This window comes from Synechococcus sp. RSCCF101, assembly GCF_008807075.1.
Classification (GTDB): domain Bacteria; phylum Cyanobacteriota; class Cyanobacteriia; order PCC-6307; family Cyanobiaceae; genus RSCCF101.
Window position 1 is genome coordinate 1,979,208 of the sequence record NZ_CP035632.1, and the last position, 24,254, is coordinate 2,003,461.

Here is a 24,254-nt window from a genome sequence, read left to right on the forward strand (position 1 = left end):
ACCCCTCGGCCGCAGCTATGAGCGGAGGATCCCCACCAGCGGCCGGCCTGGCGGCCGGCGCCGCCGATCCCTGCGTCCACTGCGGCTTCTGCCTGCCCACCTGCGCCAGCTACCGGGTGCTGGGCACCGAGATGGATTCGCCGCGGGGGCGGATCCACATGCTCAAGGCGATCGAGGCCGGTGAGCTGAGCCTGGATGCCACGGTGGCCTCCCATTTCGACAGCTGCCTGGGCTGCTTCGCCTGCGTCAGCGCCTGCCCCTCGGGGGTGCGCTACGACCAGCTGATCGAGGAGGCCCGGCCCCGGCTCAACGCCGCCGAACTGCGCAGCCCCTGGCAGCAGAGCCTGCGGCGCCTGCTGCTGGCCCTGCTGCCCTACCCCCAGCGGCTGCGGGCCCTGCTCCAGCCGATGCGGCTCTACAGCGGCTCCGGCCTGCAGCGCCTGGTGCGCGGTCGCGGCCTGATGCGCCTGTTCGGGCCGGAGCTCACCGCCCTGGAAGCCCTGCTGCCCCCGCTGGCGGCCGAGGGGTTCCAGGACAGCTGGCCCGTTGTGGCTCCGGCCGAGGGGCCCCGCCGCCACCGGGTGGGTCTGGTGCTGGGCTGCGTGCAGCGCAGCTTCGATCCCGCAGTGAACCGGGCCGTGCTGGCCGTGCTCAACGCCAACGGCATCGAGGTGGTGATCCCGCCACAGCAGGGCTGCTGCGGTGCCGTGAGCCATCACCAGGGAGCGATGGAGCAGACCCGGTCCCTGGCGGGGGATCTGGTGGCGGCCTTCGACGCCGTGCTGGGCCCCGGCCGGCCCGCGGGCCCGGAACCGCTCGATGCGGTGCTGGTGGCCGCCTCCGGCTGCGGCCACACCCTGAAGAGCTACGACCGCCTGATCGGACGGAGTTTTGCCGCCCCCGTGGCGGACGTGCACGAGTTCCTCGACCGGGTGGGTCTCAGCGCCGCCTTCCGCCAGCGGCTGCGGCCGCTGGCCGCGCCTGACGGAGCCCCGGCCACCGCCGAGGCTCCGCGCGCTGTGGCGTACCACGACGCCTGCCACATGATCCATGGCCAGGGCCTTCAGGCGGAGCCGCGGCGCCTGCTGAGTGCCATCCCGCATCTGCAGCTGCGGGAAGCGGTGGAGGCCGGGGTCTGCTGCGGCAGCGCCGGCATCTACAACCTGGTGCAGCCGCGCGAGGCCGAGGAGCTGGGCCGGCTCAAGGCGGCCGATCTGCGCGGCACCGGCGCGGAGCTGATCGCCAGCGCCAACATCGGCTGCACCCTGCAGCTGCGGCGCCACCTGGAGCCCTCCGAGGGCGCGATGGTGCGCCATCCGATGGAGCTGCTGGCCCTCAGCGCCGGTCTGCTGCCGGCCTGAGCGATCCGGCCGCCTCCATCAGCCGCCAGGCCTGCCGCAAGCTGCCGGCGTCGCCGAGGTTGCCGGGGAAGGTGAGCACGGGCAGGCCCTCGATCGCCGCAGCACAGCCCGCGGGAGGCCGCACCAGGGAGAGGCCGGGCAGCAGCTGCCCCTCGAGGTCCACCCGTCCCAGGCCGAGGCCATCGGCCAGCAGGGTGTGGCTGGTGATGCCGCCCTTGCTGATCAGGTAGCCCAGCTCGCCGGCCACGGACGCCGCCAGCCGCCCCATCAGCCGGGCCAGGGCCTCGCCGATGCGCAGGCGCTCCGCCAGGCTGCCGCAGACCAGCTCGCCGCGGCTGCTGTGCAGCACCGGCGTGGCGCCATCCCGGAGCGCGGCCCGCAGATCAGCGCTCCAGCCCGCTTCCAGATCGGCCAGCAGCAGCTCGGGCAGCGGCCCCTCGACCACCCGCGCCAGGCGCGGCACCGGCAGTTCGATGGGCCGGCAGGCCGGCTCCTCCAGCAGGCAGGCCAGCTGGGCATCGGCCAGGGGCACGTGGGAGCCCACCATCACCAGGCCCGGCCGCAGCCGGCCGGGCCCATCCCGCCGCCGCAGCCCGGCCAGGGCCGCGGGCGAGCGGGGCGGCGGCGGCAGCGCCGCCAGGCCATTGAGCAGGCTGGCGGCGCTGCGGAAGAGCAGACGCCGGGGTGGGTCCCGGCGCGCCAGGGTGCGGGCCGCGGCCCCCAGAGCCTGCAGGTGCCGGGGCGCGCTGGCATCCACCGCCACCTGGCGGTTGCCGCTGAGGGCCGCCAGCCAGTCACACAGATCGGCCGCGGGCCCCTCCAGCTGTTGGAGGGTCAGATGCGCCACCGACGCGGCGGGGATGCGGCCGCCGCTCTTCTCCTCCAGCCAGGGGGCCAGGGCGCTGTGGCGGTAGCCGAACTGCCGGTCGCGGGCGAAGGGGGTCTCGGCCACGGGCACCCCGTTGAGCCGGTGCACCCCGTCCACGGTGGTGCGGCCGCCCTCCAGAAAGGCCGGCACGTGCAGGGTGGCGGCGAAGGGGCCCAGCTCCGCGTCGATCGCGTCGGTCTCCAGCGGCACATGGCCGCGCAGGGTGGAATCGCCGCGGCTGACGATCAGCCAGCGCCGCCAGGCGCCCTCGCCGTCCCGCTCCTCCACGGCCGAGCGGAAGCCCCGGCAGATCCGGCGCACGGTGGCCTCCGCCCGGGCCGGGTCCATGGCGCGGCTGTTGGCGAGCACGAACAGCAGCGGCGAGGGGTGGGCCAGGCCCTGCCGCCAGCTGGCCGGATCGGTGCGCAGCAGCAGCGGACAGCTGTGGACCGTCTGGGAGCCGGTGGGGTCATCGTCGATGACCAGGATGCGGGGCGGGCCGGCTGATGCGTCCATGGGACCATCGTGGCGTGAGCACGCGCACCCCTTCCGGCCCGCCCCGACGACGGCTGACCCCGGCGCCGGCGGAGCTGGCCGCCGCGGTGGCTGATCTGCACGCCAGCGCCACGCCCTGGCTGCCCTGCGGCCTGGGCAGTCGGCTGCACTGGGGGCCGGCCGTGCACGCCACCGGGCTGGAGCTCAGCAGCGCCGCCCACGACCGCATCCTCCAGCACGCCCGCGACGACTTCACCGTGACCGTGCAGGCCGGCATGCCGCTGGCGGCGCTGGAGAGCGAGCTGGCCCGCTGGGGCCAGTGGCTGGCGATCGACCCGCCGCTCCTCGGCGGGGGAGCGGCCAGCAGCATCGGTGGTGTGGTGGCCCGGGGCCTGAGCGGCGGGCTGAGCCTGCGCTACATGGGCGTGCGGGACCGGCTGGTGGGCATCGGCCTGATGCGCAGCGACGGCACCGCCGCCCATGCCGGCGGCCGGGTGGTGAAGAACGTGGCCGGTTATGACCTGATGCGGCTGCTCTGCGGCAGCTGGGGGTCCCTGGCTCTGATCACCGAGCTGACCCTGCGCACCTACCCGATCCCGCCGGTGCGGCGTCTGCAGGTGCTGCAGGCCCCGGAACCCCACCTGGCCGGGGGCCTGGAGGCGCTGCGCCGCTGGCTGCTGAGCGGCACCCTCACCCCCGAGGCGATCGACTGGTGGCAGACGCCCGGCCAGACGCCCCGCCTGCTGATCCGGCTGGGCAGCGTCAGCGCCGAGGCGGTGCAGGAGCAGCAGGCGGCCATCGCCGGGCAGGCGGGGTCCCTGGGCCTGCAGGCCAAATCCGACCCGGAGGCCGTCCTGCCCTGGCAGGGTCTGAGCCGGGAACCCACCTGGCTGGCGCGGCTGGCCGTGCCCGCCGGCCGCGCCGAGGCCCTGCTCAGCGATGCGGCCGTCGCCGGCTGGAGCCTGCGGCTGGGGGCCGCCAGCGGCATCGGCGAGGCCAGCTCGGACACAGCCGATGTCCGCTCGGCCGGTGCCCTGCGCCAGCTTTGCGAGCAGCTGGGGGGCTACCTGACCCTGCTGGTGCAACCGGCCGACGGGGGTCTGCCGGCCTGGGAGGACGCGCCGGGGCGGGAGGTGATCCTGGCCCTCAAGCGCCGCTTCGATCCGCTGCAGCAGCTGGCCCGCGGCCGGCTGCCCGGGGTGCTCGACCGGGTCGCATCAGGCTGAGGGCCCCGTGGCTGGCAGTGTCACGGTGTAGCGGCAGTGGAGGCTGTGCGCTTCACCGGGCGCGAGCTCCAGGCGCCGCTCGCCGCTGATCAGGGCCTGACGCGGGGCCGTCCAGGCCTCCAGGCAGACCATCGGCCGGGGCGGCTCGCTCCAGATCACGGCCTGATCCAGGGGGGTCCGAGTCTGCATCGTCACCGTCAGGTCGGCGGCGGGGTCGCTGAGGTGCACCGCGCCAGGGCTCGGAGCCAGCAGATCCACCCCGGCTCCGAGCCGCTGCAGCTGGGCCGCCGTGTCGGTCTCCGCCATCTGCAGGTGATCGAAGCAGCGCGGCGGCAGCCCCTCCAGAAGGGCCGTCGCCGGATCGCTCACTCGGAAGTAGGGATGCAGGCCGAGGCTGTAGGGCATCGGACCGGAGCCGGGCTCGCCCGGAGCGAGATGGGCGACGCTGACAGCGATCGCCAGGCCCCCCGGCTCGAGGGTCAGGTCCAGCTGCAGCCGGAAGCGGAACGGATAGTGCTGCAGCGTGGCGCTGTTGTGTTCCAGCACCATCCGCACGCCGCTGCCATCGGCCGCACTCTCCAGGCTCCAGGGCTGATCGCGGGCAAAGCCGTGCTGCGGCAGATGGAACTCGCCCTGGGGCAGCGGCAGGCGGTCGCCCGGAAGATTGCCGCAGATGGGGAAGAGAATCGGCATGCCGCCCCGCACGCTCTTGGCGGGATCGGCGAAGCGCTCGCGATCGAAATAGAGGATCTCGCGGCCGCCGCAGCGCCATTCGCTCAGCAGCCCGCCCCGCTCGGGCACCAGCCGCAGCCGATCGCCGCTGGGGGTCTCGAAGGCCCAGTGGGGGTAGGGATCCTGATGGCGTGTGAGGCTGGACGGCATGGTCAGGCGCTGGCCGCGATGGAGGGCTGGGGGAGGCCCGCCAGCCACTCCAGCAGAGCGCCGTTCACCTGGTCGGGCACCTCGTCGTGCGGGCAATGCCCCGCCTCGAGCACCACCTCGGTGGTGGCCGCCGGGGCATGGCGCTGGAAGCGGGAGCGGCGGCGTTCGGCATCGATCCAGGGATCCCGGATGCCCCAGAGCAGCAGCAGCGGTGAGGCCAGGCCGGAGAGAAGGCCATCGAGGGGCTCGCCGCGGGGAATGTCGAACACGGTGCGGAACACCCCGAAGGCCCCCGGATCGCGGGAGGGCCGCAGGATCGCCTCCACCAGCTCGTCGTCGACGTTGCGGCGATCGATGTACACCTGATTCAGGGTGCGGCGCACGCTGGCGGGACGGCGCAGGTTCTCGAACAGGAGACGCTGCAGCAGAGGGTTGCGCAGCAGCCCCCGGATCAGGTTGCGGCGTGCCGCAGCCGCCCAGCCGACCGGCTGCTGCAGCTCGTCGCTGAAGGGGCCGGCCGCATTGAGCAGCACCACACCGGCCGCGGTCTCGCCCAGTGCGGCACCGGCGGCGAGGGAGGCGAATCCGCCCAGGGAATTGCCCACCAGCACGGTGGGCCGGCCGATGCGCTCCTGCACATAGGCGATCAGCTGATCCCGCCAGAGCGCCCCGCCGTAGGCCAGCCCCTGCGGCTTGGCGCTGCGCCCGAAGCCGAGCAGATCGATGGCGTGCACCTCGTGCCGTTCCGCCAGCACCGGAATGTTGAAGCGCCAGTGGTCGGTGGAGGCACCGAAACCGTGCACCAGCAGCACCGCCGGACCACTGGCCTCAGCCGCCCCGGACGGCGGGCCCGCCTGAACGGTGTGCACCGGGTGGCCCTGGAAGGACCAGGTGTCGCTGCGGCAGACCATTGCCGGTGCAGCCGCTGCCGAAGGGCTGGCGTGAGCCGTCATCAACCGTCGCGCTCGAGGTGGTCCAGGCTAGGGAGCACAGACGTAGGCATCGGAGTGATCGACGGGTCGGGGCTGATCACGGGCAGTGCGCTCTGGGCCCTGGCCCTCTATCTGCCCCTCTCTCTGCCGCTGGCACGCTTCGAGGCGGCCCTGAGCGAGGGGCCCCTGCCGCCCCAGCTGCAGACCGTGTGCCTGGTGCTGAGCAGCCTGCTGCTGGCCCTGGCCGTGGGCGTGATCACGCACCTGGGGATCGGCTGGGCCCTGGGGCCCGGCTGGTCCAGCAGCATGGCGGTGATCGCCCTGGTCAGCTCCGTCTTTCTCAGCCTGGCCAGCCGGGCCGATCCGGACTGAGCGGTTTCAGACTCGGCGGATTCGGTCTGAGCGGCCGGGCGCTCAGCAGCGCCAGTCGAGGCCGGCGAACCGCGGCACGATCGCCGGGGTGCGGGCCCGGTAGGCCCCGTACTCCGGATGCAGGGCCAGCAGCCGCGACTCCTCCCGCCGCGCCTTGCCTCGGAGCACCAGCGCGAGCGCGATCAGGAGGCCCAGATGCAGCAGGCTCCCCAGAGCCAGCGTCACCCCCAGCCCGCACACCAGCACCGCCTGATAGAGCGGATGGCGGCAGCGCCGGTACGGACCCGCGGTGATCAGGGCCGCACCGGGCTTGGGTTCGGGCAGGGGCGAGAGACTCGCGCCGAGACCGAGGAAGCCCTGCAGCGCGAGCAGCAGACCGAGGCCGAAGCAACCCCAGCCGATCAGTTGCAGCGCCAATGGCCAGCTGAGGCCGAGGCTCGAAGGCGCCGGTGTCGCCGGGAGCGCATTGAGCAGGATCAGCACCGCCTGGGCCAGCAGCCACCACTCGCCCCGGGCGTTGCTGCGCCAGCCCTGCCAGCTGAAGCCCCAGCCGGAGAGCGCCGCGGGCAGGCTCTGCCCAGCGGCGTTGACTAGAGCAGGCTCAGGCGGTGAGCTGGGCTTCGGGCTGGGGGGTGCTGCTGCCATCGCCGGAGTCCGCGCCTGGATCCTTGTCCTTCAGCACCACTCTGAGCAGCAGCGGGGCCAGGAAGGTGGTTCCCACCACCATCAGCAGGATCGCGGCCTCAAGAGAGGGGGTGAGCAGGCCGGAGGCGGTGCCCAGACCCAGGAAGATCAGACCCACCTCGCCGCGGGGCATCATCCCCAGGCCGACCACCAGGCGATTGGTGGGCTTGTCGGACAGGAAGCTCCAGCCGGCGGCCACCTTGCCGATGATCGCCACCACGAACATGAAGCCGGCCATCACCAGGCCGGCCCGGTTGGCCGGATCGGCGGGGTTGACCACCGAGAGGTCCATGCCGGCACCCACCAGCACGAAGAAGATCGTGGCGAAGAGGGACACGATCGGGATCACGGCCCGCTGGATGGCGTGGGTGTGCTTGGAGCTGCTCAGAATCAGGCCGGCGGCGAAGGCGCCGAGGGCCGCTTCCAGGCCGATGGCCGTGGCGGCGAACATCACCACCGCCAGCACCATGAAGGAGGCCACGATCACCTCACCCGGAGCCTTGAGGCGATCGATCACCCAGTCGAAGGCCGGTGCCGCCGAACGGCTCAGAGCGATGGCCGCCACCACGAACACCACCGCCGCGGCCACGAGCTTGAGGATCGGACCGATCTCGAGGCTGCCGCCGGCGCCCAGGGCCACCACGATGGCCAGGATCACGATGCCGAGGATGTCGTCGAGCACGGCGGCGCCGATCACGATCTGGCCCTCGCGGGTCTTCAGATAACCGAGTTCACCGAACACGCTGGCCGTGATGCCGATGCTGGTGGCGGTCATCGAGGCTCCGGCGAAGACCGCCGGGATCAGATCCACCTGGAACAGCACCATCAGCCCGATGGTCCCCAGGGCGAAGGGGAGCACCACACCGGCCACGGCCACCGTGAAGGCCTGGGCACCCACCGCCACCAGCTCGTCGAGCTCACTCTCGAGACCGGTGAGGAAGAGGAGGGCGTAGAGGCCGAGGTTGGCGACGCCCTCCAGGATCAGGAAGTCCTCGTTGTAGAGCTGCTGGATCTCGGGGGCCGGCACATCGGCCAGGGAGCTGATCAGCTGCACGAAGGATTCGTTGATCGCCACCTGCGACTCCGGCGGCACCAGCAGGTGGAAGCCGGACACGCCGATGATCACGCCGGCCAGCAGCTCACCGAGGATGGTGGGCAGCTGGAACCGCACCAGCACCTCGGCGAGGGTGCGGGCGGCGAGGAAGATCAGCAGGAACCGGAGCACCCCGATCAGGGTCTCGGCCATCTCGAGCTGATGGCTGCCCGCTTCAAGCAGCAGGCTGGGAAGAGTCATGGCCGGGATCGGCAGCATCGGGGGGACCATACGCGGCAAATGCAGGCAGCTGACTAGGTCCGAGCGGGTGCATCTGTCTGTAGGCGCTGGCACGTCCACCGCGTCGGCCCCGCAACGCTGCAGCCGGGTGGGAGGTGGCTACGGTCCGGGCAACGCGAGGCCCGCCTGATGACCCTCACCCCGATCCCCGCCGCTGCCGCTTCGATCCAGGCGCCCCCCGACGACGAGCTGCAGGGGCTCGATGCCTACTGGCGCACCGCCAACTACCTGGCGGTGGGCATGATCTACCTCCAGGACAATCCCCTGCTCAAGGAACCGCTCAGGCCGGAGCACATCAAGAACCGGCTGCTGGGCCACTGGGGGTCCAGCCCGGGCCAGGCCTTCATCTGGACCCACGCCAACCGGCTGATCCGGAAATACGACCTGGACATGATCTACATGTCCGGCCCCGGCCATGGCGCCCCGGGCATGCTCGGCCCCGTCTACATCGACGGCAGCTACAGCGAGCTTTATCCGGACAAGTCCATGGACGGTGACGGCCTGCGCAAGTTCTTCAAGCAGTTCTCCTTCCCCGGCCACATCGGCAGCCACTGCACCGCCGAGACCCCCGGCTCGATCCACGAGGGCGGCGAGCTGGGCTACGTGCTCTCCCACGCCGGCGGTTCGGTGTTCGACAACCCCGAGCTGATCACCATCGCCTGCGTCGGCGACGGCGAGGCGGAAACCGGCCCGCTGGCCACCAGCTGGCACATCAACAAGTTCCTCAACCCCGTGCGCGACGGTGCCGTGCTGCCGGTGCTGCACCTCAACGGCTACAAGATCGCCAACCCCTCGCTGCTGAGCCGCATCAGCCACGGCGAACTGGAGAAGCTGATGCAGGGCTACGGCTGGCAGCCGATCTTCGTCGAGGGCTCCGATCCGATGACCATGCACCGCGCCATGGCGGTGGCGATGGAGCAGGCGGTGACCACGATCCGCAGCATCCAGTCGCAGGCCCGCAGCAGCGGCGAGGCGGTCCGCCCCGCCTGGCCGATGATCGTGCTGCGCTCACCCAAGGGCTGGACCGGCCCGGCCGAGGTGGACGGCAACAAGGTGGAGGGCTTCTGGCGGGCCCACCAGGTGCCGATCGCCGGGGTGAAGAGCAACCCCGCCCACCTGCAGCAGCTGGAGGACTGGATGAAGAGCTACCGCCCCTGGGAGCTCTTCGATGAGAACGGCACGGTGCGTGCGGAGATCCGGGCCCTGTCCCCGCAGGGCGGCCGCCGCATGGGATCCAGCCCTCACGCCAACGGCGGCGTGCTGCGCAAGGACCTGCTCTTCCCCGACATGGCGCCCTACGCCGTGCCGGTGGAGATCCCCGGCACCACCGAGAAGGAGAACACCTACCCGCTCGGTGAGCTGATCCGCGACCTGATCCGCCGCAACCCCGGCCGCTACCGCCTGTTCGGGCCCGACGAGACAGCCTCCAACCGGCTGCAGGCGGTGTATCAGGCCACCAAGAAGGCCTGGATGGCCGATTTCCTGCCGGAGGACCTCAACGGCAGCGAACTCTCCCGCGATGGCTACGTGGTGGAGATGCTCTCCGAGCACACGCTGGTGGGAATGATGGAGGGCTACCTGCTCACCGGCCGCTACGGCTTCTTCCACACCTACGAAGCCTTCGCCCATGTGATCTCCTCGATGTACAACCAGCACTGCAAGTGGCTGGACACCTGCGAGGAGATTCCCTGGCGCGCACCGATCGGCAGCTGGAACTGCCTGATCTCCTCCACGGTGTGGCGGCAGGACCACAACGGCTTCACCCACCAGGATCCCGGCTTCATGGACCTGGCCGGCAACAAGAAGGGCTCGATCACCCGCGTCTACCTGCCCGCCGATGCCAACTGCCTGCTGGCGGTGGCCGAACAGGCCCTGACCGAAACGAATGTGGCCAACATCATCGTGTCGGACAAGCAGAAGCATCTGCAGTACCTGGATCTGGAGGCGGCCCGGCGGCACGTGGCCAAGGGGGCCGGCATCTGGGAGTGGGCCTGCAACGACGATTGCGGCACCGACTTCGATGAGCCCGATGTGGTGCTCGCCTCGGCCGGTGACATCCCCACCAAGGAGGTGCTGGCGGCGATCGAGATCCTGCGCCATGAGATCCCCTCACTGAAGATGCGCTACGTGAACGTGGTCAAGCTCTTCGCTCTCACCCCCGAGAGCGAACATCCCCACGGCCTGTCGGATCGCGATTTCCGCAGCCTGTTCACCGAGGACAAGCCGGTGATCTTCAACTTCCACGGCTATCCCTGGCTGATTCACCGCCTCGCCTATCGCCGCCCCAACCACCACAACTTCCATGTGCGCGGTTACAAGGAGCAGGGCAACATCAACACGCCGCTGGAGCTGGCGATGAACAACCAGATCGATCGCTTCAACCTGGTCATCGATGTGATCGACCGGGTGCCGAGCCTCGGCTCGCGCGCCTCGCACGTGAAGGAGCGGATGAAGGATGAGATCTTCAAGAACCGCGCCTATGCCTACGAGCACGGCATGGATGCTCCCGAGGTGAGCGACTGGCGCTGGCGGCTCGGCCTCAGCGCCTGCACCTTGCCCGAGGCCTGACGGGCGGCCGCGGATCCATGACCGTCTCCACCATTCCCGGGCAGCGGCCGGAGCAGGCTCCGGGCCAGAGTCTTTTTCTGGCCACCGGTGCCGATCGCAGTCCCGTCACCCTGCCGGTGCGCAAGGTGTCGATCGTCGGCTGCGGCGCCGTCGGGATGGCCTGCGCCCTCTCGATCCTGCACCGCGGCTGCATGGAGGAGCTGGTGCTGGTGGACATCGCCGCCGAGCGGCTTGAGGGGGAGGCGATGGACCTCTGCCACGGCCTGCCGTTCCTGCCCCGCACCGACCTGCGGGCCGGAACGATCGAGGAGGCCGGGCGCGGATCGGATGTGGTGGTGATCAGCGCCGGCATCCCCCAGAAGCCCGGCGAATCCCGCCTCGATCTGATCGGCAAGAACGCCGATCTCTTCCGCCGGCTCATCCCCCCCATCGCCGAGCACTGCCCCGATGCGGTGCTGCTGGTGGTGAGCAATCCCGTGGACGTGCTCACCCACATCGCCGGTGCCCTGAGCGGCTTCCCGCCCCACCGGGTGATCGGGTCCGGCACGGTGCTCGATTCCGCCCGCTTCCGCATGGCCATCAGCCGCCGGCTGGGCCTGGATCCCCACAACGTGCAGGCCCTGGTGCTCGGTGAACACGGCGACAGCGAGGTGCCGATCTGGAGCCAGCTCACCGTGGCCGGACTACCGCTGCACGACGCCGCCTGGGGCGACCTGGCCGGCCCGGGCGGCCTCACCCTCGAGGCGGTCTTCGATCAGGAGGTGCGTCAGGCGGCCCAGGAGATCATCCGCCGCAAGGGCAGCACCTCCTGGGCGATCGGCCTGGCCACCGCGGAGATCGTGGAGGCGGTGCTGCGCAGCAAGGAACGGCTGCTCTCGGTGAGCACCCGCAGCCTCGGCCTCTACGGCCTGGCGGATGTGTGCCTGAGCCTGCCCACCCTGGTGAATGACCGCGGCGCCACCAGCCTGGTGCGGCTTCCCCTCTCGGAGCTGGAGCTCGAGCGCCTGCACGGCAGCGCCCGGCTGCTGGAGGAGTCGCTGCGGGCGGTGGGCTTCTGAGCGATGGCCATCTCCCCCTCGCTGCCGCCCCTGCCGCCCCGTCCCGGCTGAACGCTCCGCCACCTCTCTTCTCCTGCCCCACTCCACCGACGCCGTCATGAGCGACCACCAGCCCGTCAACCTGCGCCTGCCCACGCCCGGCTGCTACGCCGATCCGGAGCGCTCCGGCCTGCTGGCCGACGAGCTGTTCGACGGCATGACCGAGCACCTGTTCTTCACCCTCGGCAAGCTGGCCCCCGCCGCCAGCCGCCACGACCTCTACCTGGCCCTCAGCTACGCCGTGCGCGACCGGCTGATGACCCGCTACCTGGCCCACGTGGAGGCCATGCGGGCCAGTCCCCAGAAAACGGTGGCCTACCTCTCGGCCGAGTTCCTGATCGGACCGCAGCTGCACAACAACCTGCTGATGCTCGGCATCCAGGAACAGGCCGCCGACGCCCTCAGCCGCTTCGGGGTGGAATCGATCGACGACATCCTCGAGGTGGAGGAGGAGCCGGGGCTGGGCAACGGCGGCCTCGGCCGGCTGGCGGCCTGCTACATGGAATCGCTGGCCAGCCTGGAGGTGCCCGCCACCGGCTACGGCATCCGCTACGAGTTCGGCATCTTCGATCAGCTGATCCGCGACGGCTGGCAGGTGGAGATCACCGACAAGTGGCTCAAGGGCGGCTGGCCCTGGGAGCTGCCCCAGCCCGACGAGGCCTGCTTCGTGGGCTTCGGCGGCCACACCGAGAGCTACACCGATGCCGAGGGCCGCTACCGCTCCCGCTGGATTCCCTCCGAGCACGCCATCGGCATTCCCCACGACGTGCCGGTGCTGGGCTACCGGGTGAACACCTGCGACCGGCTGCGGCTGTGGCGGGCCGATGCCACCGAGAGCTTCGACTTCTACGCCTTCAACATCGGCGATTACTACGGCGCCGTGGAGGAGAAGGTGGGCTCGGAGACCCTCTCCAAGGTGCTCTACCCCAACGACGGCACCGATGAGGGCCGCCGCCTGCGGCTCAAGCAGCAGCACTTCTTCGTCAGCTGCTCCCTGCAGGACATGCTGCGCAGCCTCGAGGCCCGCAACCTGCCCGTCCAGGACTTCCCCCGCTACTGGACCGTTCAGCTCAACGACACCCACCCCGCCATCGCGGTGGCCGAGCTGATGCGGCTGCTGATCGATGACCGGCTGATGGAGTGGGACGCCGCCTGGGACATCACCACCCGCTCCCTGGCCTACACCAACCACACCCTGCTGCCCGAGGCGCTGGAGAAGTGGGGACTGGGGCTGTTCGGCAGCCTGCTGCCCCGGCACCTGGAGCTGATCTACGAGATCAACCGCCGCTTCCTGCAGCAGGTGCGGCTGCGCCATCCCGGCGACGACCGGGTGCTGCGCCGGATGTCGATCATCGATGAGGAGGGCGGCAAGGCGGTGCGGATGGCCCACCTGGCCACGGTGGGCAGCCACCACGTCAACGGCGTGGCGGCGCTGCACAGCGAACTGGTGCGCACCACGCTGATGCCCGATTTCGCCGAGATGTGGCCGGAGAAGTTCACCAACGTCACCAACGGCGTCACCCCCCGCCGCTGGGTCGCCCTGGCCAATCCCGAGCTGAAGGCGCTGCTGGATGAGAGCGTGGGGCCGGACTGGGTGCGCGACACCGATCGCCTGGGCCAGCTGGAGCGCTTCCAGGACGACGGCGCCTTCCTCGAGCGCTGGGACCAGACCAAGCTGGCGGTGAAGCGCAAGCTGGCGGCCTACATCCATCGCCACACCAGCGTTTTGGTGGATCCCGCCACCCTGTTCGACGTGCAGGTGAAGCGCATCCACGAATACAAGCGCCAGCACCTCAACGCCCTGCAGGTGATTCATCAGTACCTGCGCATCAAGAATGGCCAGGGAGATGGACTCGCGCCCCGCACGGTGATCTTCGGGGGCAAGGCGGCGCCGGGCTACACGATGGCCAAGCTGATCATCCGCTTCATCAACGGCATCGCCGAGACGATCAACAGCGATCCCGATATGGACGGTCGCCTGCGGGTGGTGTTCCTGCCGGATTACAACGTGAAGCTGGGCGAGCGGGTCTATCCCGCCTCCGATCTCTCCGAGCAGATCTCCACCGCCGGCAAGGAGGCCTCCGGCACCGGCAACATGAAGTTCGCCCTCAACGGGGCTCTCACCATCGGCACCCTGGACGGGGCCAATGTGGAGATCCGCGAGCGGGTGGGCCCGGAGAACTTCTTCCTCTTCGGCCGCACCGTGGAGGGCATCGCCGAGCTGGCGCGGGAGGGCTACCGGCCCGAGGCCGTGGTGGAGAGCGACCCGGCCCTGGCGGAGGCCCTGCATCTGGTGGCCCAGGGTCACTTCAGCAACGGCGATGGGTCCCTGTTCCAGCCGCTGCTGCAGAACCTGCTGCACAGCGATCCCTTCTATGTGCTGGCCGACTTCGCCGAGTACCTGCAGGCCCAGAACGCGGTCAACCGCACCTGGAGCGACCGGAAGGCCTGGAACCGGATGTCGCTGCTCAACAGCGCCCGCACCGGCTACTTCTCCTCCGATCGATCGATCGAGGAGTACTGCCGCTCGATCTGGAAGGTGACACCGTTCCCGGTGACGATCACCTGCGATGTGAACTGAGCCGATCCGATGGAACCGGCCGACCTGGTTCTGGTCATCAACCTGGGCAGCTCGAGCCTGAAGGCCGCCCTTGTGGCGCCGGACGGCTCCCGGCCCTGGCAGCTCAACCGCAGCCTGGCGGATCCAGGCGCCTCAGCCTCCGGATCCGTGGAGACCACCATCCAGCGGGCCCTGGACACCTGGCTGGCGGCGGATCTGGCGCCGTGGCGGGATCACATCGCCCTGGCTGGTCACCGGGTGGTGCACGGCGGTGAGCGGTTCACAGCCACCACCGCGATCGACGGGACCGTGCTCACCGCCCTGGAGGCCCTCAGCCCCCTGGCCCCGCTGCACAATCCGCCGGCCCTGGCCGGGATCCGCTGGCTGCAGACCTGGGCACCGGAGCGGCCCCAGTTCGCCTGCTTCGACACGGCCTTCCACAGCAGCCTCCCCCCGGAAGCGGCCACCTACGCCCTGCCGGAACGGCTGCGGCGGCAGGGCCTGCGCCGCTTCGGCTTCCACGGCATCAACCACCAGCATGTGGCCGAGCGCTGCGCCGGGGTCTGGCGGGAGCAGGGCCGGGACCCGGACCAGCTGCGCCTGATCAGCGCCCACCTCGGCGCCGGCTGCTCCCTGGCGGCGGTCGCCGCCGGCCGCTGCATCGACACCACCATGGGCTACACCCCACTGGACGGGCTGGTGATGGCCACCCGCAGCGGCTCGCTGGACCCCGGCCTGCTGATTCAGCTGCTGCGGAGCGGCATGGCGGTGGAGGAGCTGGAGCACACGCTCCAGCACGACTCCGGCCTCAGGGGCCTCTCCGGCGGCTGCGCCGACATGCGGCAGCTGAGGGAGCGCGCCGTCAGCGGTGATCCGCCGGCCGAGCTGGCGATCGGGGTGTTTCGTCAGCAGCTGCTGCGGCAGCTGGGCGCCATGGCGGCCAGCCTGGGGGGGATCGACATGATCGCCCTCACCGGCGGCATCGGCGAACACGACCGGGCGCTCCAGGCGGAGCTGCAGGCGCGGCTGGGCTGGCTGCGTGGCTGTCAGTGGCTCGTGGTGCCCGCCGACGAGGAGGGAATGATCGCCAGGCTCTGTCGCCGGACCGCCGGCTAGGGATTGCGCTCCGGCAGGTCCGGGGTCTGGTGCAGCAGCCGGTTCAGGCGCAGGCGATCGGCATTGAGGGGATCGGGAGCCAGTTCCCCGGCGAGTTCCCGGAACTTCTGCTCCACCTCCTCCGGCACGCGCACATCGAAGACGCGCTCCATCAGCGCCTCGATCGAGAACAGGTGGGCGTTGATGTTCTCCAGATCGGCGATCGCCTGCTGCAGCGCATCGGAGGAGCGGTCGCCGCCGCTGCCGGCATCCGCCGTGGCGGAGCCGGCGCCAGCGCTGCCGGCAGCGGCGGCATCCCGGGAGCGGGGGGCCTCCGGGTCGCGGGACGCCGGGCCGGACTCGGCCTGACGCTGGGCCGGCGGTGCGGCGGCCTGGTGCTTCTGGAGATCCTCCAGAACGCGGCCGGCCAGGGTGCGGAACGACTGCAGCGCCGCCCAGTTGAGCTCCTGCTGCTGGCGCAGGGTGGGGCACTCGCGGATCAGGCGGTCATGCTCCCGGTAGAAGCGCTGGCAGTCGGGGCATTGGCAGGGCTCGTCGGGCACCGCGCTTCCCTCATGTCTCAATCTTCATCATGGCACCGGATTTGCTCCGGCACCGCAGTCGGCTCAGGCGGAGAGGGGCGCGTCCCCCTCGCCGGGGTTGGGCTCACCGTCATCGCCTCCGGTGGCGGCCGGGAGGGGGATCTCGATCGAGGTGACCACATTGATCACATCCCGCAGACGCATGGAATCGGCGAACCAGCCCATGGCCTGCTCGGTGTCGCCGCGACGCTCGGCATCGGCGGCCTGATCCTCATGGGCCTCGGCCAGCAGGGCCAGCCAGCAGAGGCAGCGGGCCTGAACCACCGAGAGATCGAGATCCTCGGCCTGGCTGCTGGCGATCCGCTCACTCTCCTGCTGCACGAGCAAGCGCAGGCGGAGATCGTGGAGCTGAGTCATCGGCGGTCTGCCGCTGGCGCAACGCTAGCGACAGCTTCATCGCCCCCAGCCGATGGGGCGGTAGGCATCGCGACCGGATCCCTGCGTGCTGTGACGGGATCGGGCAGTCGGTGTGCCGCTCGCTACGTTTCAGACGGCTGATGCCCCCGCGGCCACCCTGCAGCGGGCCACGAACCTGCAGGGAAGGCCTGCACCGCCATGTCCCAGGAACGTCCACGCCTGTTCGGCCGCACCCGCTTCCTGGTGGGCCAGATCGACGACTTCCTCGACAAGCTGGCCGAGGGCGCCGTGCTGTTCGAGCGTGGCCTGCAGAGCCTGATCGAGCACGGTCTGGATGAGAACACCCGGGCCAAGGCCGATCAGCTGCAGGCCCTGAAGGAACGCTGCAAGGAACTGCGCCGCAACGTCTCGAACACGCTGGTGAGCGAGATGCTCATCCCCGACTTCCGCGGTGATGTGCTCAGCCTGCTCTCGATGCTGTTCGGGCTGCTCGATGTGATGGGACACACCTACATGGAGTTCCTGATCGAGCACGAGGGCATCAGCGAGACCACCGCCGTGGACCGCACCCTGGCCGCCACCGATCGGGCGGACGCCGCCTCGGACGACCCGCGCCGCCTGCGGCAGCTCTACCTGGACCTGGTCGGTGTGGTGGTCAAGAGCGTGCTCGCCGCTGTGGCGGGCTCCCGCGCCTTCTTCCGCAGCCCCGCCGCGGTGCAGGAGCACATCAACGCCATCCGCATCTACGAAAACGAAGCCGATGGCATCGCCCTGCGACTCAAGCGGCAGGTCTTCGCCTCGTCCCTCAGCCTGGAGCGGAAGCTGCACCTGCGCGACGCGATCGATGTGATCGATGCCATCGCCAACCTCGCCGAGGACATCAGCGATGAGCTGGCGGTGGATGCGATCAAGCGCGAGCTCTGATGGATCTGATCAGCAGCCTGATCTTTCTCTCCAGCGGCCTGTTCCTCGGCTGGTCGCTCGGCGCCAACGACGCCTCCAACGTCTTCGGATCGGCGGTGGGAAGCCGCATGGTGCGCTTCTCCACGGCCGCCTTCCTCTGCAGCCTGTTCATCATCATCGGTGCGGTGACCGCCGGGGCCGGGGCCTCCCACGGCCTGGGGGAACTGGGGGCCGTGAACGCGCTGGCCGGATCGTTCACCACCGCGCTGGCCGCCGCCGTCACCGTCTTCTGGATGACGCGCGTCGGCCTGCCGGTGTCCACCACCCAGGCGGTGGTGGGCGCGATCATCGGCTGGAACTGGTTCAGCGGGTCGGTAACCGACCTGGGTCAGCTGAGCAAGATCGTGACCACCTGGGTGGTGTGCCCGATCCTGGCGGCCCTGTTCGCCGCCGCCCTCTACCCGCTGGTGGTGGGGCTGATCCGCTGGCAGCGGCCCCATCTGCTCCGCCTCGACTCCCAGGTGCGTCTGGGGCTGGTGGTGGCCGGGATCTTCGGCTCCTACAGCCTCGGAGCCAACAACATCGGCAACGTGATGGGGGTCTTCGTGAGCTCGTCCCCCTTCACCGACCTCACCCTGGCCTCCGGGCTGGAGATCAGCGGCACCCAGCAGCTGTTCCTGCTGGGCAGCCTGGCCATCGCGGTCGGGGTCTACACCTATTCCAAGCGGGTGATGATGACGGTGGGCGGGAGCCTGATGACCCTCTCCCCCCTGGGCGCCCTGGTTGTGGTGGTGGCCAACTCCCTGGTGCTGTTCGTGTTCTCCTCGAGCGAACTCTCCGCCTTCGTGGCCGGGCTGGGCCTGCCGCCGATCCCGCTGATTCCCGTCTCCAGCTCCCAGGCGGTGGTGGGCGCCGTGATCGGCATCGGCCTGCTCAAGGGCATCCGGGGTGCGCGCCAGATCCAGTGGGCGGTGCTGGGGCGGATCGCCTCGGGCTGGGTCACCACCCCGCTGATCGCCTCGGTGATCGCCTTCACGCTGCTGTTCATCGTGCAGAACGTGTTCAGCCAGCAGGTCTTCGTGCCGCGCTGGTTCCAGATCACCCCGCCGGTGCTGCAGGAGCTGGAGCGCCGCAAGGTGCCCACCGAGGCGCTCAGCCTTCAGGCCGAACCGCTGCAGTCGGCCGTGCGCTTCCGCCGTGCCCTGCGGGCCGAGGAGAGGCTCCCGGCCGGCCAGGAGTCGGTGGTGATGGAGGTGGCGGAACTCCAGCCCCTCTGGATCAGCCTCCAGGCCCTCGCGGCCATGGACAGCCCCCGCAACCGGGCCGTGCCCCTGAGCGATGCGCTGCGTCAGGCCCTGAGGGGGCTGGACGGCCAGCGCTTCGAGCACCCCTGGCAACTGGATCAGGCCCTCGCCGAGGCCGGCGCGGGCCCCATCAGCCCGGCTGCTGAGGACTGGATCCTCCTCCACTTCCGGGCCGACGGCTCGGGGCCGGATGCCGATGCCACACCGGGCGACGGGGCCGCCCTGGGGGACGAACGGGGCAGGCGGGACTCGAACCCACGACCTACGGTTTAGGAAACCGTCGCTCTATCCGGCTGAGCTACAGCCCCATGGCTGCATTATCCCTGCCGGTCCGCCGCGCAGCGGTGGGGATAATGACGGCTGAAAGCAGGCGAGGTGATCGCGGCCGGCCTCCGCTCAGGGGTGCCGGCTGAGGAAAGTCCGGGCTCCCCGATGGCCAGGCCTGCTGGGTAACGCCCAGTGCGGGTGACCGTGAGGAGAGTGCCACAGAAACACACCGCCGATGGCCCCGGAGCCCGCCTCCGGCGGCACAGGCAAGGGTGCAAAGGTGCGGTAAGAGCGCACCAGCAGCATCGAGAGGTGCTGGCTCGGTAAACCCCGGCCGGGAGCAAGGCCAAGGGGCAATGGCTGGCCATCGACCCAGCCCCGCCGCAACGCGCCGCTCGAGGCCGCCGGTAACGGCGGTCCCAGATAGATGATCACCCCCGCGTCCGGCCGGTCCGGAGGCGGTGAACAGAACCCGGCTTACGTCCTGCTTTCCTCCATTCGATCGAGCGGCGGGCAATCCCCCCAGAATGCGGTGGGTCCTGAGACTGGAGCATGCGCCGCCGTCAGCTGCTCATGGCGCTGGCTCTTGGGGCGCTCAGCGCGCCGGTGCTCATGGGGCAAGCCGGGAGCGGTGCTCCAGCGCTGAACGACCTGGCCCGCGGAGCGGGGAGGCTCTGGGGCGCGGCTGTGAGCAGCGCCCAGCTCGATGATCCGAACCTCCGGCGCCTGCTGCTCGCTCAGGTCGGCCTGATCGTGGCCGAGAACGAGATGAAGTGGGAGACGCTGCAACCGCAGCCCGGGGTCTTCCGCTTCACGGCCGCGGATCGCCTGCTGGACTTCGCCGAGCGGCACGGGCTGGCGATGCGGGGCCACACCCTCGTGTGGCACCGGCAGGTGCCGGCCTGGCTGCGGCAGCTGGAGGGCCGGGCCCTGGAGCGTGCCATGGCCACGCACATCCAGACGGTGATGGGTCGCTACCGCGGCCGGCTCGACTCCTGGGATGTGGTCAACGAGCCGATCGCCGATGACGGCACCGGTCTGCGCTCCAGCTTCTGGCTCGACCAGCTGGGAGAGACCTACATCGCGCGGGCGCTGGAGCTGGCCCACGCCGCCGACCCGTCGGCCCGGCTGGTGATCAACGAGTACGGGCTGGAAGGCGATGCCCCGAAAAGCGCCCGCAAACGCCAACGCTTCCTCGCCCTGCTGCGGGACCTGCGCCGGCGCGGCGTGCCCCTGCACGCGGTCGGCCTTCAGGCGCACCTGCACGCCCATGGGGGCGGGCCCACCACCTTCGACCAGTTGCCGGCATTCCTTCAGGCGATCGCCGACCTGGACCTGGACATCCTGATCACCGAGCTCGATGTGAACGACCGCGACCTGGCCGCACCGGTGGAGACCCGTGATCAGAAGGTGGCGGCGGTCTACGGCGCCTTTCTGGAGGCTGTGCTGCCCCAGCCCCGCCTGAAGCAACTGGTGAGCTGGGGCCTGAGCGACCGCGACACCTGGCTGAACTCCGCCTTCCCGCGCGCCGACGGCCAACCGCAGAGGCCCCTGCCGTTCGATGCGGACCTGCGGCGGAAAGCGGCCACCGGGGTCATCGAGCAGTCGCTGCGGCGATCGTCCGGGACACCCTGACCACCACTCGGCGCCGTGGGTTGTGCGGTGAAGGCCTGTTCCGCACCATACGGTCGCCCATCTCGCCGGCATCCCAGACGCGCCGGGCAGGCCTCCTCGCGTGCACATGGCTCACCGATCCCCATCGCTGACGGCCGCCGAGCCCCTGCAGCCTGCAGACCACGCACCACCGGAGCGTCTCACGATCTGGGTGTCGCGCATCGGGCGCAGCTGCCTCGTCTGCGCCGTGGCCGGTGCCTCCGATCCGCCGGCGTCGGAGGAGGGAACCGGTGCAGGCGGCAGCGGTGCGCCCCCCCCGCCGGGACCGCCCAGCATCAGCGCTCCATCGAGCCGCATCCCACGCTCCGGCAACGCCAATCTGGCGATTGTGCTGATCGCACTCGGACTGCTGGCCACCGCGGCGGGCATCGCGGTCAACTTCCTCTCGGCCCGCTCCAGGGATGCCGTGATCAATGCCGTGCCGATTCATGTGTCGGCACCGATCGAGGGGGTGGTGGAACGCATCGACGTGCAGCCTGGCAGCCTCGTGCAGGCGGGCGCGGTGATCGCACGGGTTCGCAACCCGGTGGCTCCCCGCGATGCGATCAAGACCCTCCAGACCGCCCTCCAGACCGCGACCTCCCGGGTGACGGATCTGGAGGAGCAGGAAGGGCTTCAGCAGCAGCGGCTCACCAGGCTGCGCAGCGACCGGGAGCAACAGCTGGCGCTGGAGAGCGAGCGGGACCGGCAGGAGATCCGGGAGACGGAGGCGGCGCTACAGCGCACCGGCCAGGCGCTCGCCTTCGCCCGCCGGGATGCGGAGCGGCAGCGCTTTCTCTTCGAGCAGGGCGCCGTGGCCGGCAACGTCGTTGATCGCGCCTACACCGAGGTCGAGCAACGGCAGCACGAGCTGGATGGCCTCCGGTCCCGCCGCGCGGCCCAGAATGCGGTGCTGCGGGCATCGGAAGGCAACCTCTCCCTGCGGCACAACCGCAGCGGGTTCGATCCATCCGTGCGGCTTCAGGAGGAGGAGCTCGCCCTGAACCGTTTGCAGGGCGACCTGCGCACCGAGCGGCGACGGGTGAGCGGCCTGCGCGAGCAACTGGCCGTGGCGGAACAGGAATGGAGCGAACGCCACGAATGGACGGTGCGCAGCCCCAGAACGGCCGTGGTGTGGGACGTGCTCGCCCAGGAGGGCGACCGGGTCAACGGTCTCGAACCGCTCTTGACCCTGATCGACTGTGAGCGGCGCTGGCTCACCACCACCATGACGGAGCACGATCTCAACGAGATCGGGGTGGGCTCCAAGGCACGGGTCCAACTGGTGGGAAACCGGCGGCGACTGCGGGGTGAAGTGGTCTCGATTCGCTCGGGGATCGGGCGCCTGCAGCTGGGGGAGGAGGCGATCCGTCCTGTGCCGATCAACCTGGCCCGGGAGAGCGAGGTGAGGGTCCGCCTGCTGAACGACTGGCCCGCCCCGCCCGAGGAATTCTGTTATGTGGGCTCCTCGGCCCGTGTGGTGTTCGGGTCATGAAGATCCTGCGTCCCGAACGCGCGGGGGGCGGCCCAAAACGCCTGGCCCCCTGGGCCTGGAATCTGCTGATGATCTCGATCATCGCCCTGGCCGGTGCCCTGCTCTTCGCCAACCTGCGCGTCTCCCTGGTGGCCCCGGGGCTCCTGAATCCCCTGCAGATGCGCCAGTTGCCGGAGGCGATGCAGGTGCAGGAGCCCTGGCGCGATGTGCTGCTGCCGCTGACCGCCAGTGCGGCGGCCTGCCTGGCCGCCTCGTTCCTGCCCCACAGAACCTGGGCCCATCTGCTGGTGTCCTCCCTGCTGGCGCTGGTGTCGACGCGCTACTTCATCTGGCGTGCCACCACGATCAACACCGCGCATCCTGTCAGCTTCGCCTTCAGCCTGGTGTTCTTTCTCTGTGAAGCCACCTACCTGATTTCACTCCTGCTTCAGTTCTATCCCTCCCTGTTCTTCCGGCCGGGCCAAAGACGCCGCGAGGCCGACACCCTTCGACCCTGGCTGGACGCGCATGCCCCCAGCGTGGACATCTTCATCCCCACGTACAACGAAGCCGAGCGACTCATTCGCCGCTGTGTGCTCGCCTGCAGGAACATCGAGTATGCGAACAAGACCATCCACATTCTCGACGACGGCCATCGCAGCAGCATCGCGCGCCTGGCCGAGGAGCTTGGCGTGCACTATCTCAGCCGGCCGGACAACCGGGATCGCAAGGCCGGCAACCTGAATCACGCCCTGGCCCACACCAGCGGTGAATTGATCGCCGTGTTTGATTGCGACTTCATCCCCTTCGCCCGCTTCCTGGAGCGAACAGCGGGATTCTTCTCCGACGCCAGCGTCGCCCTGGTTCAGACCCCACAGCACTATTTCAACGCCGACTTTCACAACCGCAACCTCGGTGTCGACGTGGTGCTGCCGGGCGACATGGATTACTTCTTTCACTATGTGCAAGTCCTGCGCGACCGCTTCAACTGCGTCATCTGCTGCGGCACATCCTGCGTGGTGCGCCGAGCCGCCCTGGAGCAGATCGGCGGCTACGTGACCCATTGCATCGTGGAGGACAGCCAGACCGGAACGCGGCTGCTCACACGCGGTTGGCGCATCGTCTACATCGATGAGATTCTCAGCCTCGGGGAGGTGCCCCGCACCTTTCGCGATTACCTCGAGCAGCGCCTGAGGTGGCTGCAGGGAAACGTGCAGATCTTCTGCTCTCCCAGAGAGATGCCCATCTGGAACAGCCTCGACCGCTGGCAGACAGCGAGCTACGTCACCCTCCTGATCAGCCTGTTCACGCCCTTGTTCAGAGCCGTGTACATCGTCTTTCCCCTGCTCTCGCTCCTGGCCGGTTTCACCCTGATCGCTGCGCCACCGATTGAATACATCTCCTACGGCCTCCCGTTCATTCTGATGCATTACGTGCTGGGGTACTGGCAGACGGATGGCCACTATTTCCAGTACTGGACCGAAGTCTATGAAGCGCTGTTCTGCTTTCCGGCTCTGATGCGACTGGTGCGCCTGATTCGCGATCCCTTTCGCAGGCTCGGCAGTCTGGTGACGAACAAGAGCGTCAATCACAGCGAACAGACGGTGGACCTGCCTCTGGCTCTTCCGTTCCTGGTTTACCTGGCGCTCTTCGCGCTCGCCCTGCTCAGCCGCTACGGCGTGCCCCTGCTGGACGTGCGTTGGTACCGCTCGCCGTTCGAGGGGGAAGCACTGATGCTGGCGTGGAACTTTTACAACGCTCTGCTGATGGGGGTGTGCCTGCTCGCCTGCGTGGACAAACCCGTGCGTCGGCGCACGGATCGGTTCCCGCTTGAGCTGATCTCCTGCCTCGAGCTCGACGGCCGCGAGTTCTGGGGGGTCACCGGCGATGTCTCCGAGGAGGGGGCCGGTCTGCTGCTCACCACCTCGGGGCCCTCCAGCCAGGGCGGCAAAGGCATCCTGCGGGTGCCGCAGTACGACCTGCGCCTGCCAGTGCAGTTGATGCGCATCACCCTTCAGGACGGCTACCCCCTGCTGGGACTGCGCTTCCTGCTGGCTGAGCAGCAGGCGGAGGCCGCCATGATCCGCCTGATCTACGGCGAGAGCTCCTGGTTCCAGAAACTGCCCCGGATCAGTTTTCTCGATTCCCTGTTCGTGCTCCTGGGCAGCGTGTTTCGAGCCGAGCCGATCGTGCAGCGCTATTAAGCCCGGAGCGGTGGCGC

The 24,254-nt window shown here is 69.8% G+C and carries 19 protein-coding genes, 1 tRNA gene, 1 other RNA gene and 1 pseudogene; 13 read left to right on the forward strand and 9 right to left on the reverse strand.

Annotated features, from left to right (window positions below; all coding sequences use genetic code 11):
- Positions 1-17: 17 nt before the first annotated feature.
- On the forward strand, positions 18-1,361 hold the full coding sequence (locus EVJ50_RS09685; protein ID WP_150883687.1) for a (Fe-S)-binding protein: 1,344 nt from the start codon (positions 18-20) through the stop codon (positions 1,359-1,361).
- On the opposite strand, the gene EVJ50_RS09690 is transcribed toward EVJ50_RS09685, so the two are convergent.
- The gene (locus tag EVJ50_RS09690; protein WP_150883690.1) at positions 1,336-2,745 is read right to left on the reverse strand and encodes a four-carbon acid sugar kinase family protein; all 1,410 of its coding nucleotides are present in this window, start codon (positions 2,743-2,745) and stop codon (positions 1,336-1,338) included. The genes EVJ50_RS09685 and EVJ50_RS09690 overlap by 26 nt on opposite strands.
- Positions 2,746-2,759: 14 nt before the next feature.
- Here EVJ50_RS09690 and EVJ50_RS09695 point away from each other — a divergent pair, with 14 nt between their 5' ends.
- Entirely contained in the window at positions 2,760-3,950 is a 1,191-nt protein-coding gene (locus tag EVJ50_RS09695; protein ID WP_225322884.1) for an FAD-binding oxidoreductase, read from the forward strand.
- Here the strand turns inward: EVJ50_RS09695 and EVJ50_RS09700 are convergent.
- On the reverse strand, positions 3,942-4,832 hold the full coding sequence (locus EVJ50_RS09700) for a galactose mutarotase (protein WP_150883695.1): 891 nt from the start codon (positions 4,830-4,832) through the stop codon (positions 3,942-3,944). The genes EVJ50_RS09695 and EVJ50_RS09700 overlap by 9 nt on opposite strands.
- 2 nt (positions 4,833-4,834) lie before the next feature.
- Positions 4,835-5,743 carry an alpha/beta fold hydrolase gene (locus tag EVJ50_RS09705; protein WP_150884969.1) on the reverse strand — a complete coding sequence of 303 codons (909 nt, stop codon included), beginning with the start codon at positions 5,741-5,743 and terminating at the stop codon, positions 4,835-4,837.
- A gap of 96 nt (positions 5,744-5,839) precedes the next feature.
- Between EVJ50_RS09705 and EVJ50_RS09710 the strand changes: the two genes are divergently transcribed.
- Entirely contained in the window at positions 5,840-6,136 is a 297-nt protein-coding gene (locus tag EVJ50_RS09710; RefSeq protein WP_150883698.1) for a hypothetical protein, read from the forward strand.
- A gap of 42 nt (positions 6,137-6,178) precedes the next feature.
- Here EVJ50_RS09710 and EVJ50_RS09715 read toward each other — a convergent pair whose 3' ends face one another.
- Both EVJ50_RS09715 and EVJ50_RS09720 read right to left on the reverse strand, forming a co-directional pair.
- Positions 6,179-6,781 (reverse strand): isoprenylcysteine carboxylmethyltransferase family protein, encoded by a 603-nt coding sequence (locus EVJ50_RS09715; RefSeq protein ID WP_150883701.1) that lies wholly within the window; start codon positions 6,779-6,781, stop codon positions 6,179-6,181.
- Complete coding sequence (locus EVJ50_RS09720) at positions 6,738-8,114, reverse strand: cation:proton antiporter (RefSeq protein ID WP_150883703.1); 1,377 nt, start codon at positions 8,112-8,114, stop codon at positions 6,738-6,740. The genes EVJ50_RS09715 and EVJ50_RS09720 overlap by 44 nt, the downstream gene beginning before the upstream one ends.
- A 168-nt stretch (positions 8,115-8,282) precedes the next feature.
- On the opposite strand from EVJ50_RS09720, the gene EVJ50_RS09725 reads away from it, so the two are divergent.
- From EVJ50_RS09725 to EVJ50_RS09740, 4 genes are all read left to right on the forward strand, one after another.
- The gene (locus EVJ50_RS09725; protein WP_150883705.1) at positions 8,283-10,721 is read left to right on the forward strand and encodes a phosphoketolase; all 2,439 of its coding nucleotides are present in this window, start codon (positions 8,283-8,285) and stop codon (positions 10,719-10,721) included.
- Positions 10,722-10,738: 17 nt separating this feature from the next.
- Positions 10,739-11,779 carry an L-lactate dehydrogenase gene (locus EVJ50_RS09730; RefSeq protein ID WP_150883707.1) on the forward strand — a complete coding sequence of 347 codons (1,041 nt, stop codon included), beginning with the start codon at positions 10,739-10,741 and terminating at the stop codon, positions 11,777-11,779.
- 97 nt (positions 11,780-11,876) lie between these two features.
- Positions 11,877-14,399: a glycogen/starch/alpha-glucan phosphorylase gene (locus EVJ50_RS09735; RefSeq protein ID WP_150883709.1), complete on the forward strand. Its 2,523-nt coding sequence runs from the start codon at positions 11,877-11,879 to the stop codon at positions 14,397-14,399.
- Positions 14,400-14,408: 9 nt separating this feature from the next.
- Positions 14,409-15,494, forward strand: a complete 1,086-nt coding sequence (locus EVJ50_RS09740; protein ID WP_150883711.1) for an acetate/propionate family kinase — start codon at positions 14,409-14,411, stop codon at positions 15,492-15,494.
- Here EVJ50_RS09740 and EVJ50_RS09745 read toward each other — a convergent pair.
- Together EVJ50_RS09745 and EVJ50_RS09750 are read right to left on the reverse strand one after the other, a co-directional pair.
- Positions 15,491-16,036, reverse strand: coding sequence for a hypothetical protein (locus tag EVJ50_RS09745; protein WP_150883713.1), 546 nt, complete (start codon positions 16,034-16,036; stop codon positions 15,491-15,493). The genes EVJ50_RS09740 and EVJ50_RS09745 overlap by 4 nt on opposite strands.
- 63 nt (positions 16,037-16,099) lie before the next feature.
- A complete protein-coding gene (locus EVJ50_RS09750) occupies positions 16,100-16,432 on the reverse strand; it encodes a hypothetical protein (protein ID WP_150883715.1) in 333 nt (110 codons plus the stop codon).
- A 198-nt stretch (positions 16,433-16,630) separates the two neighbouring features.
- Between EVJ50_RS09750 and EVJ50_RS09755 the strand changes: the two genes are divergently transcribed.
- Entirely contained in the window at positions 16,631-17,356 is a 726-nt protein-coding gene (locus EVJ50_RS09755; protein WP_150883717.1) for a DUF47 domain-containing protein, read from the forward strand.
- Positions 17,357-17,463: 107 nt separating this feature from the next.
- Positions 17,464-18,417: pseudogene (locus tag EVJ50_RS09760) on the forward strand (inorganic phosphate transporter); the annotation flags it as partial.
- A gap of 77 nt (positions 18,418-18,494) precedes the next feature.
- On the opposite strand, the gene EVJ50_RS15100 reads toward EVJ50_RS09760, so the two are convergent.
- Both EVJ50_RS15100 and EVJ50_RS09765 read right to left on the reverse strand, forming a co-directional pair.
- The gene (locus EVJ50_RS15100; RefSeq protein ID WP_225322885.1) at positions 18,495-18,638 is read right to left on the reverse strand and encodes a hypothetical protein; all 144 of its coding nucleotides are present in this window, start codon (positions 18,636-18,638) and stop codon (positions 18,495-18,497) included.
- A 235-nt stretch (positions 18,639-18,873) separates the two neighbouring features.
- A tRNA-Arg gene (locus tag EVJ50_RS09765) sits at positions 18,874-18,947 on the reverse strand.
- Between the two features lie 54 nt (positions 18,948-19,001).
- On the opposite strand from EVJ50_RS09765, the gene rnpB reads away from it, so the two are divergent.
- The 4 genes from rnpB (at position 19,002) to EVJ50_RS09785 (ending at position 24,237) form a co-directional block, all read left to right on the forward strand.
- Positions 19,002-19,402, forward strand: an RNA gene (gene rnpB / locus EVJ50_RS09770) — RNase P RNA component class A.
- Between the two features lie 56 nt (positions 19,403-19,458).
- Positions 19,459-20,541 (forward strand): endo-1,4-beta-xylanase, encoded by a 1,083-nt coding sequence (locus EVJ50_RS09775; protein ID WP_150883719.1) that lies wholly within the window; start codon positions 19,459-19,461, stop codon positions 20,539-20,541.
- A gap of 106 nt (positions 20,542-20,647) precedes the next feature.
- On the forward strand, positions 20,648-22,054 hold the full coding sequence (locus EVJ50_RS09780) for an HlyD family secretion protein (RefSeq protein WP_150883721.1): 1,407 nt from the start codon (positions 20,648-20,650) through the stop codon (positions 22,052-22,054).
- On the forward strand, positions 22,051-24,237 hold the full coding sequence (locus tag EVJ50_RS09785; RefSeq protein WP_150883723.1) for a glycosyltransferase: 2,187 nt from the start codon (positions 22,051-22,053) through the stop codon (positions 24,235-24,237). Before EVJ50_RS09780 ends, EVJ50_RS09785 begins: the two co-directional genes overlap by 4 nt.
- Positions 24,238-24,254: the final 17 nt, after the last annotated feature.

Excerpts from the sequence above, each read along its gene's own strand:
- EVJ50_RS09725 (WP_150883705.1), top strand. The coding sequence starts at position 8,283 with ATGACCCTCACCCCGATCCCCGCCGCTGCCGCTTCGATCCAGGCGCCC.
- EVJ50_RS15100 (WP_225322885.1), bottom strand. The coding sequence starts at position 18,638 with ATGGCCGCGAGGGCCTGGAGGCTGATCCAGAGGGGCTGGAGTTCCGCC.
- EVJ50_RS09705 (WP_150884969.1), bottom strand. The coding sequence starts at position 5,743 with ATGGTCTGCCGCAGCGACACCTGGTCCTTCCAGGGCCACCCGGTGCAC.
- EVJ50_RS09755 (WP_150883717.1), top strand. The coding sequence starts at position 16,631 with ATGTCCCAGGAACGTCCACGCCTGTTCGGCCGCACCCGCTTCCTGGTG.
- EVJ50_RS09690 (WP_150883690.1), bottom strand. The coding sequence starts at position 2,745 with ATGGACGCATCAGCCGGCCCGCCCCGCATCCTGGTCATCGACGATGAC.
- EVJ50_RS09775 (WP_150883719.1), top strand. The coding sequence starts at position 19,459 with ATGCGCCGCCGTCAGCTGCTCATGGCGCTGGCTCTTGGGGCGCTCAGC.
- EVJ50_RS09785 (WP_150883723.1), top strand. The coding sequence starts at position 22,051 with ATGAAGATCCTGCGTCCCGAACGCGCGGGGGGCGGCCCAAAACGCCTG.
- EVJ50_RS09730 (WP_150883707.1), top strand. The coding sequence starts at position 10,739 with ATGACCGTCTCCACCATTCCCGGGCAGCGGCCGGAGCAGGCTCCGGGC.
- EVJ50_RS09750 (WP_150883715.1), bottom strand. The coding sequence starts at position 16,432 with ATGACTCAGCTCCACGATCTCCGCCTGCGCTTGCTCGTGCAGCAGGAG.
- EVJ50_RS09735 (WP_150883709.1), top strand. The coding sequence starts at position 11,877 with ATGAGCGACCACCAGCCCGTCAACCTGCGCCTGCCCACGCCCGGCTGC.
- EVJ50_RS09685 (WP_150883687.1), top strand. The coding sequence starts at position 18 with ATGAGCGGAGGATCCCCACCAGCGGCCGGCCTGGCGGCCGGCGCCGCC.
- EVJ50_RS09700 (WP_150883695.1), bottom strand. The coding sequence starts at position 4,832 with ATGCCGTCCAGCCTCACACGCCATCAGGATCCCTACCCCCACTGGGCC.
- EVJ50_RS09720 (WP_150883703.1), bottom strand. The coding sequence starts at position 8,114 with ATGACTCTTCCCAGCCTGCTGCTTGAAGCGGGCAGCCATCAGCTCGAG.
- EVJ50_RS09715 (WP_150883701.1), bottom strand. The coding sequence starts at position 6,781 with ATGGCAGCAGCACCCCCCAGCCCGAAGCCCAGCTCACCGCCTGAGCCT.
- EVJ50_RS09740 (WP_150883711.1), top strand. The coding sequence starts at position 14,409 with ATGGAACCGGCCGACCTGGTTCTGGTCATCAACCTGGGCAGCTCGAGC.
- EVJ50_RS09780 (WP_150883721.1), top strand. The coding sequence starts at position 20,648 with ATGGCTCACCGATCCCCATCGCTGACGGCCGCCGAGCCCCTGCAGCCT.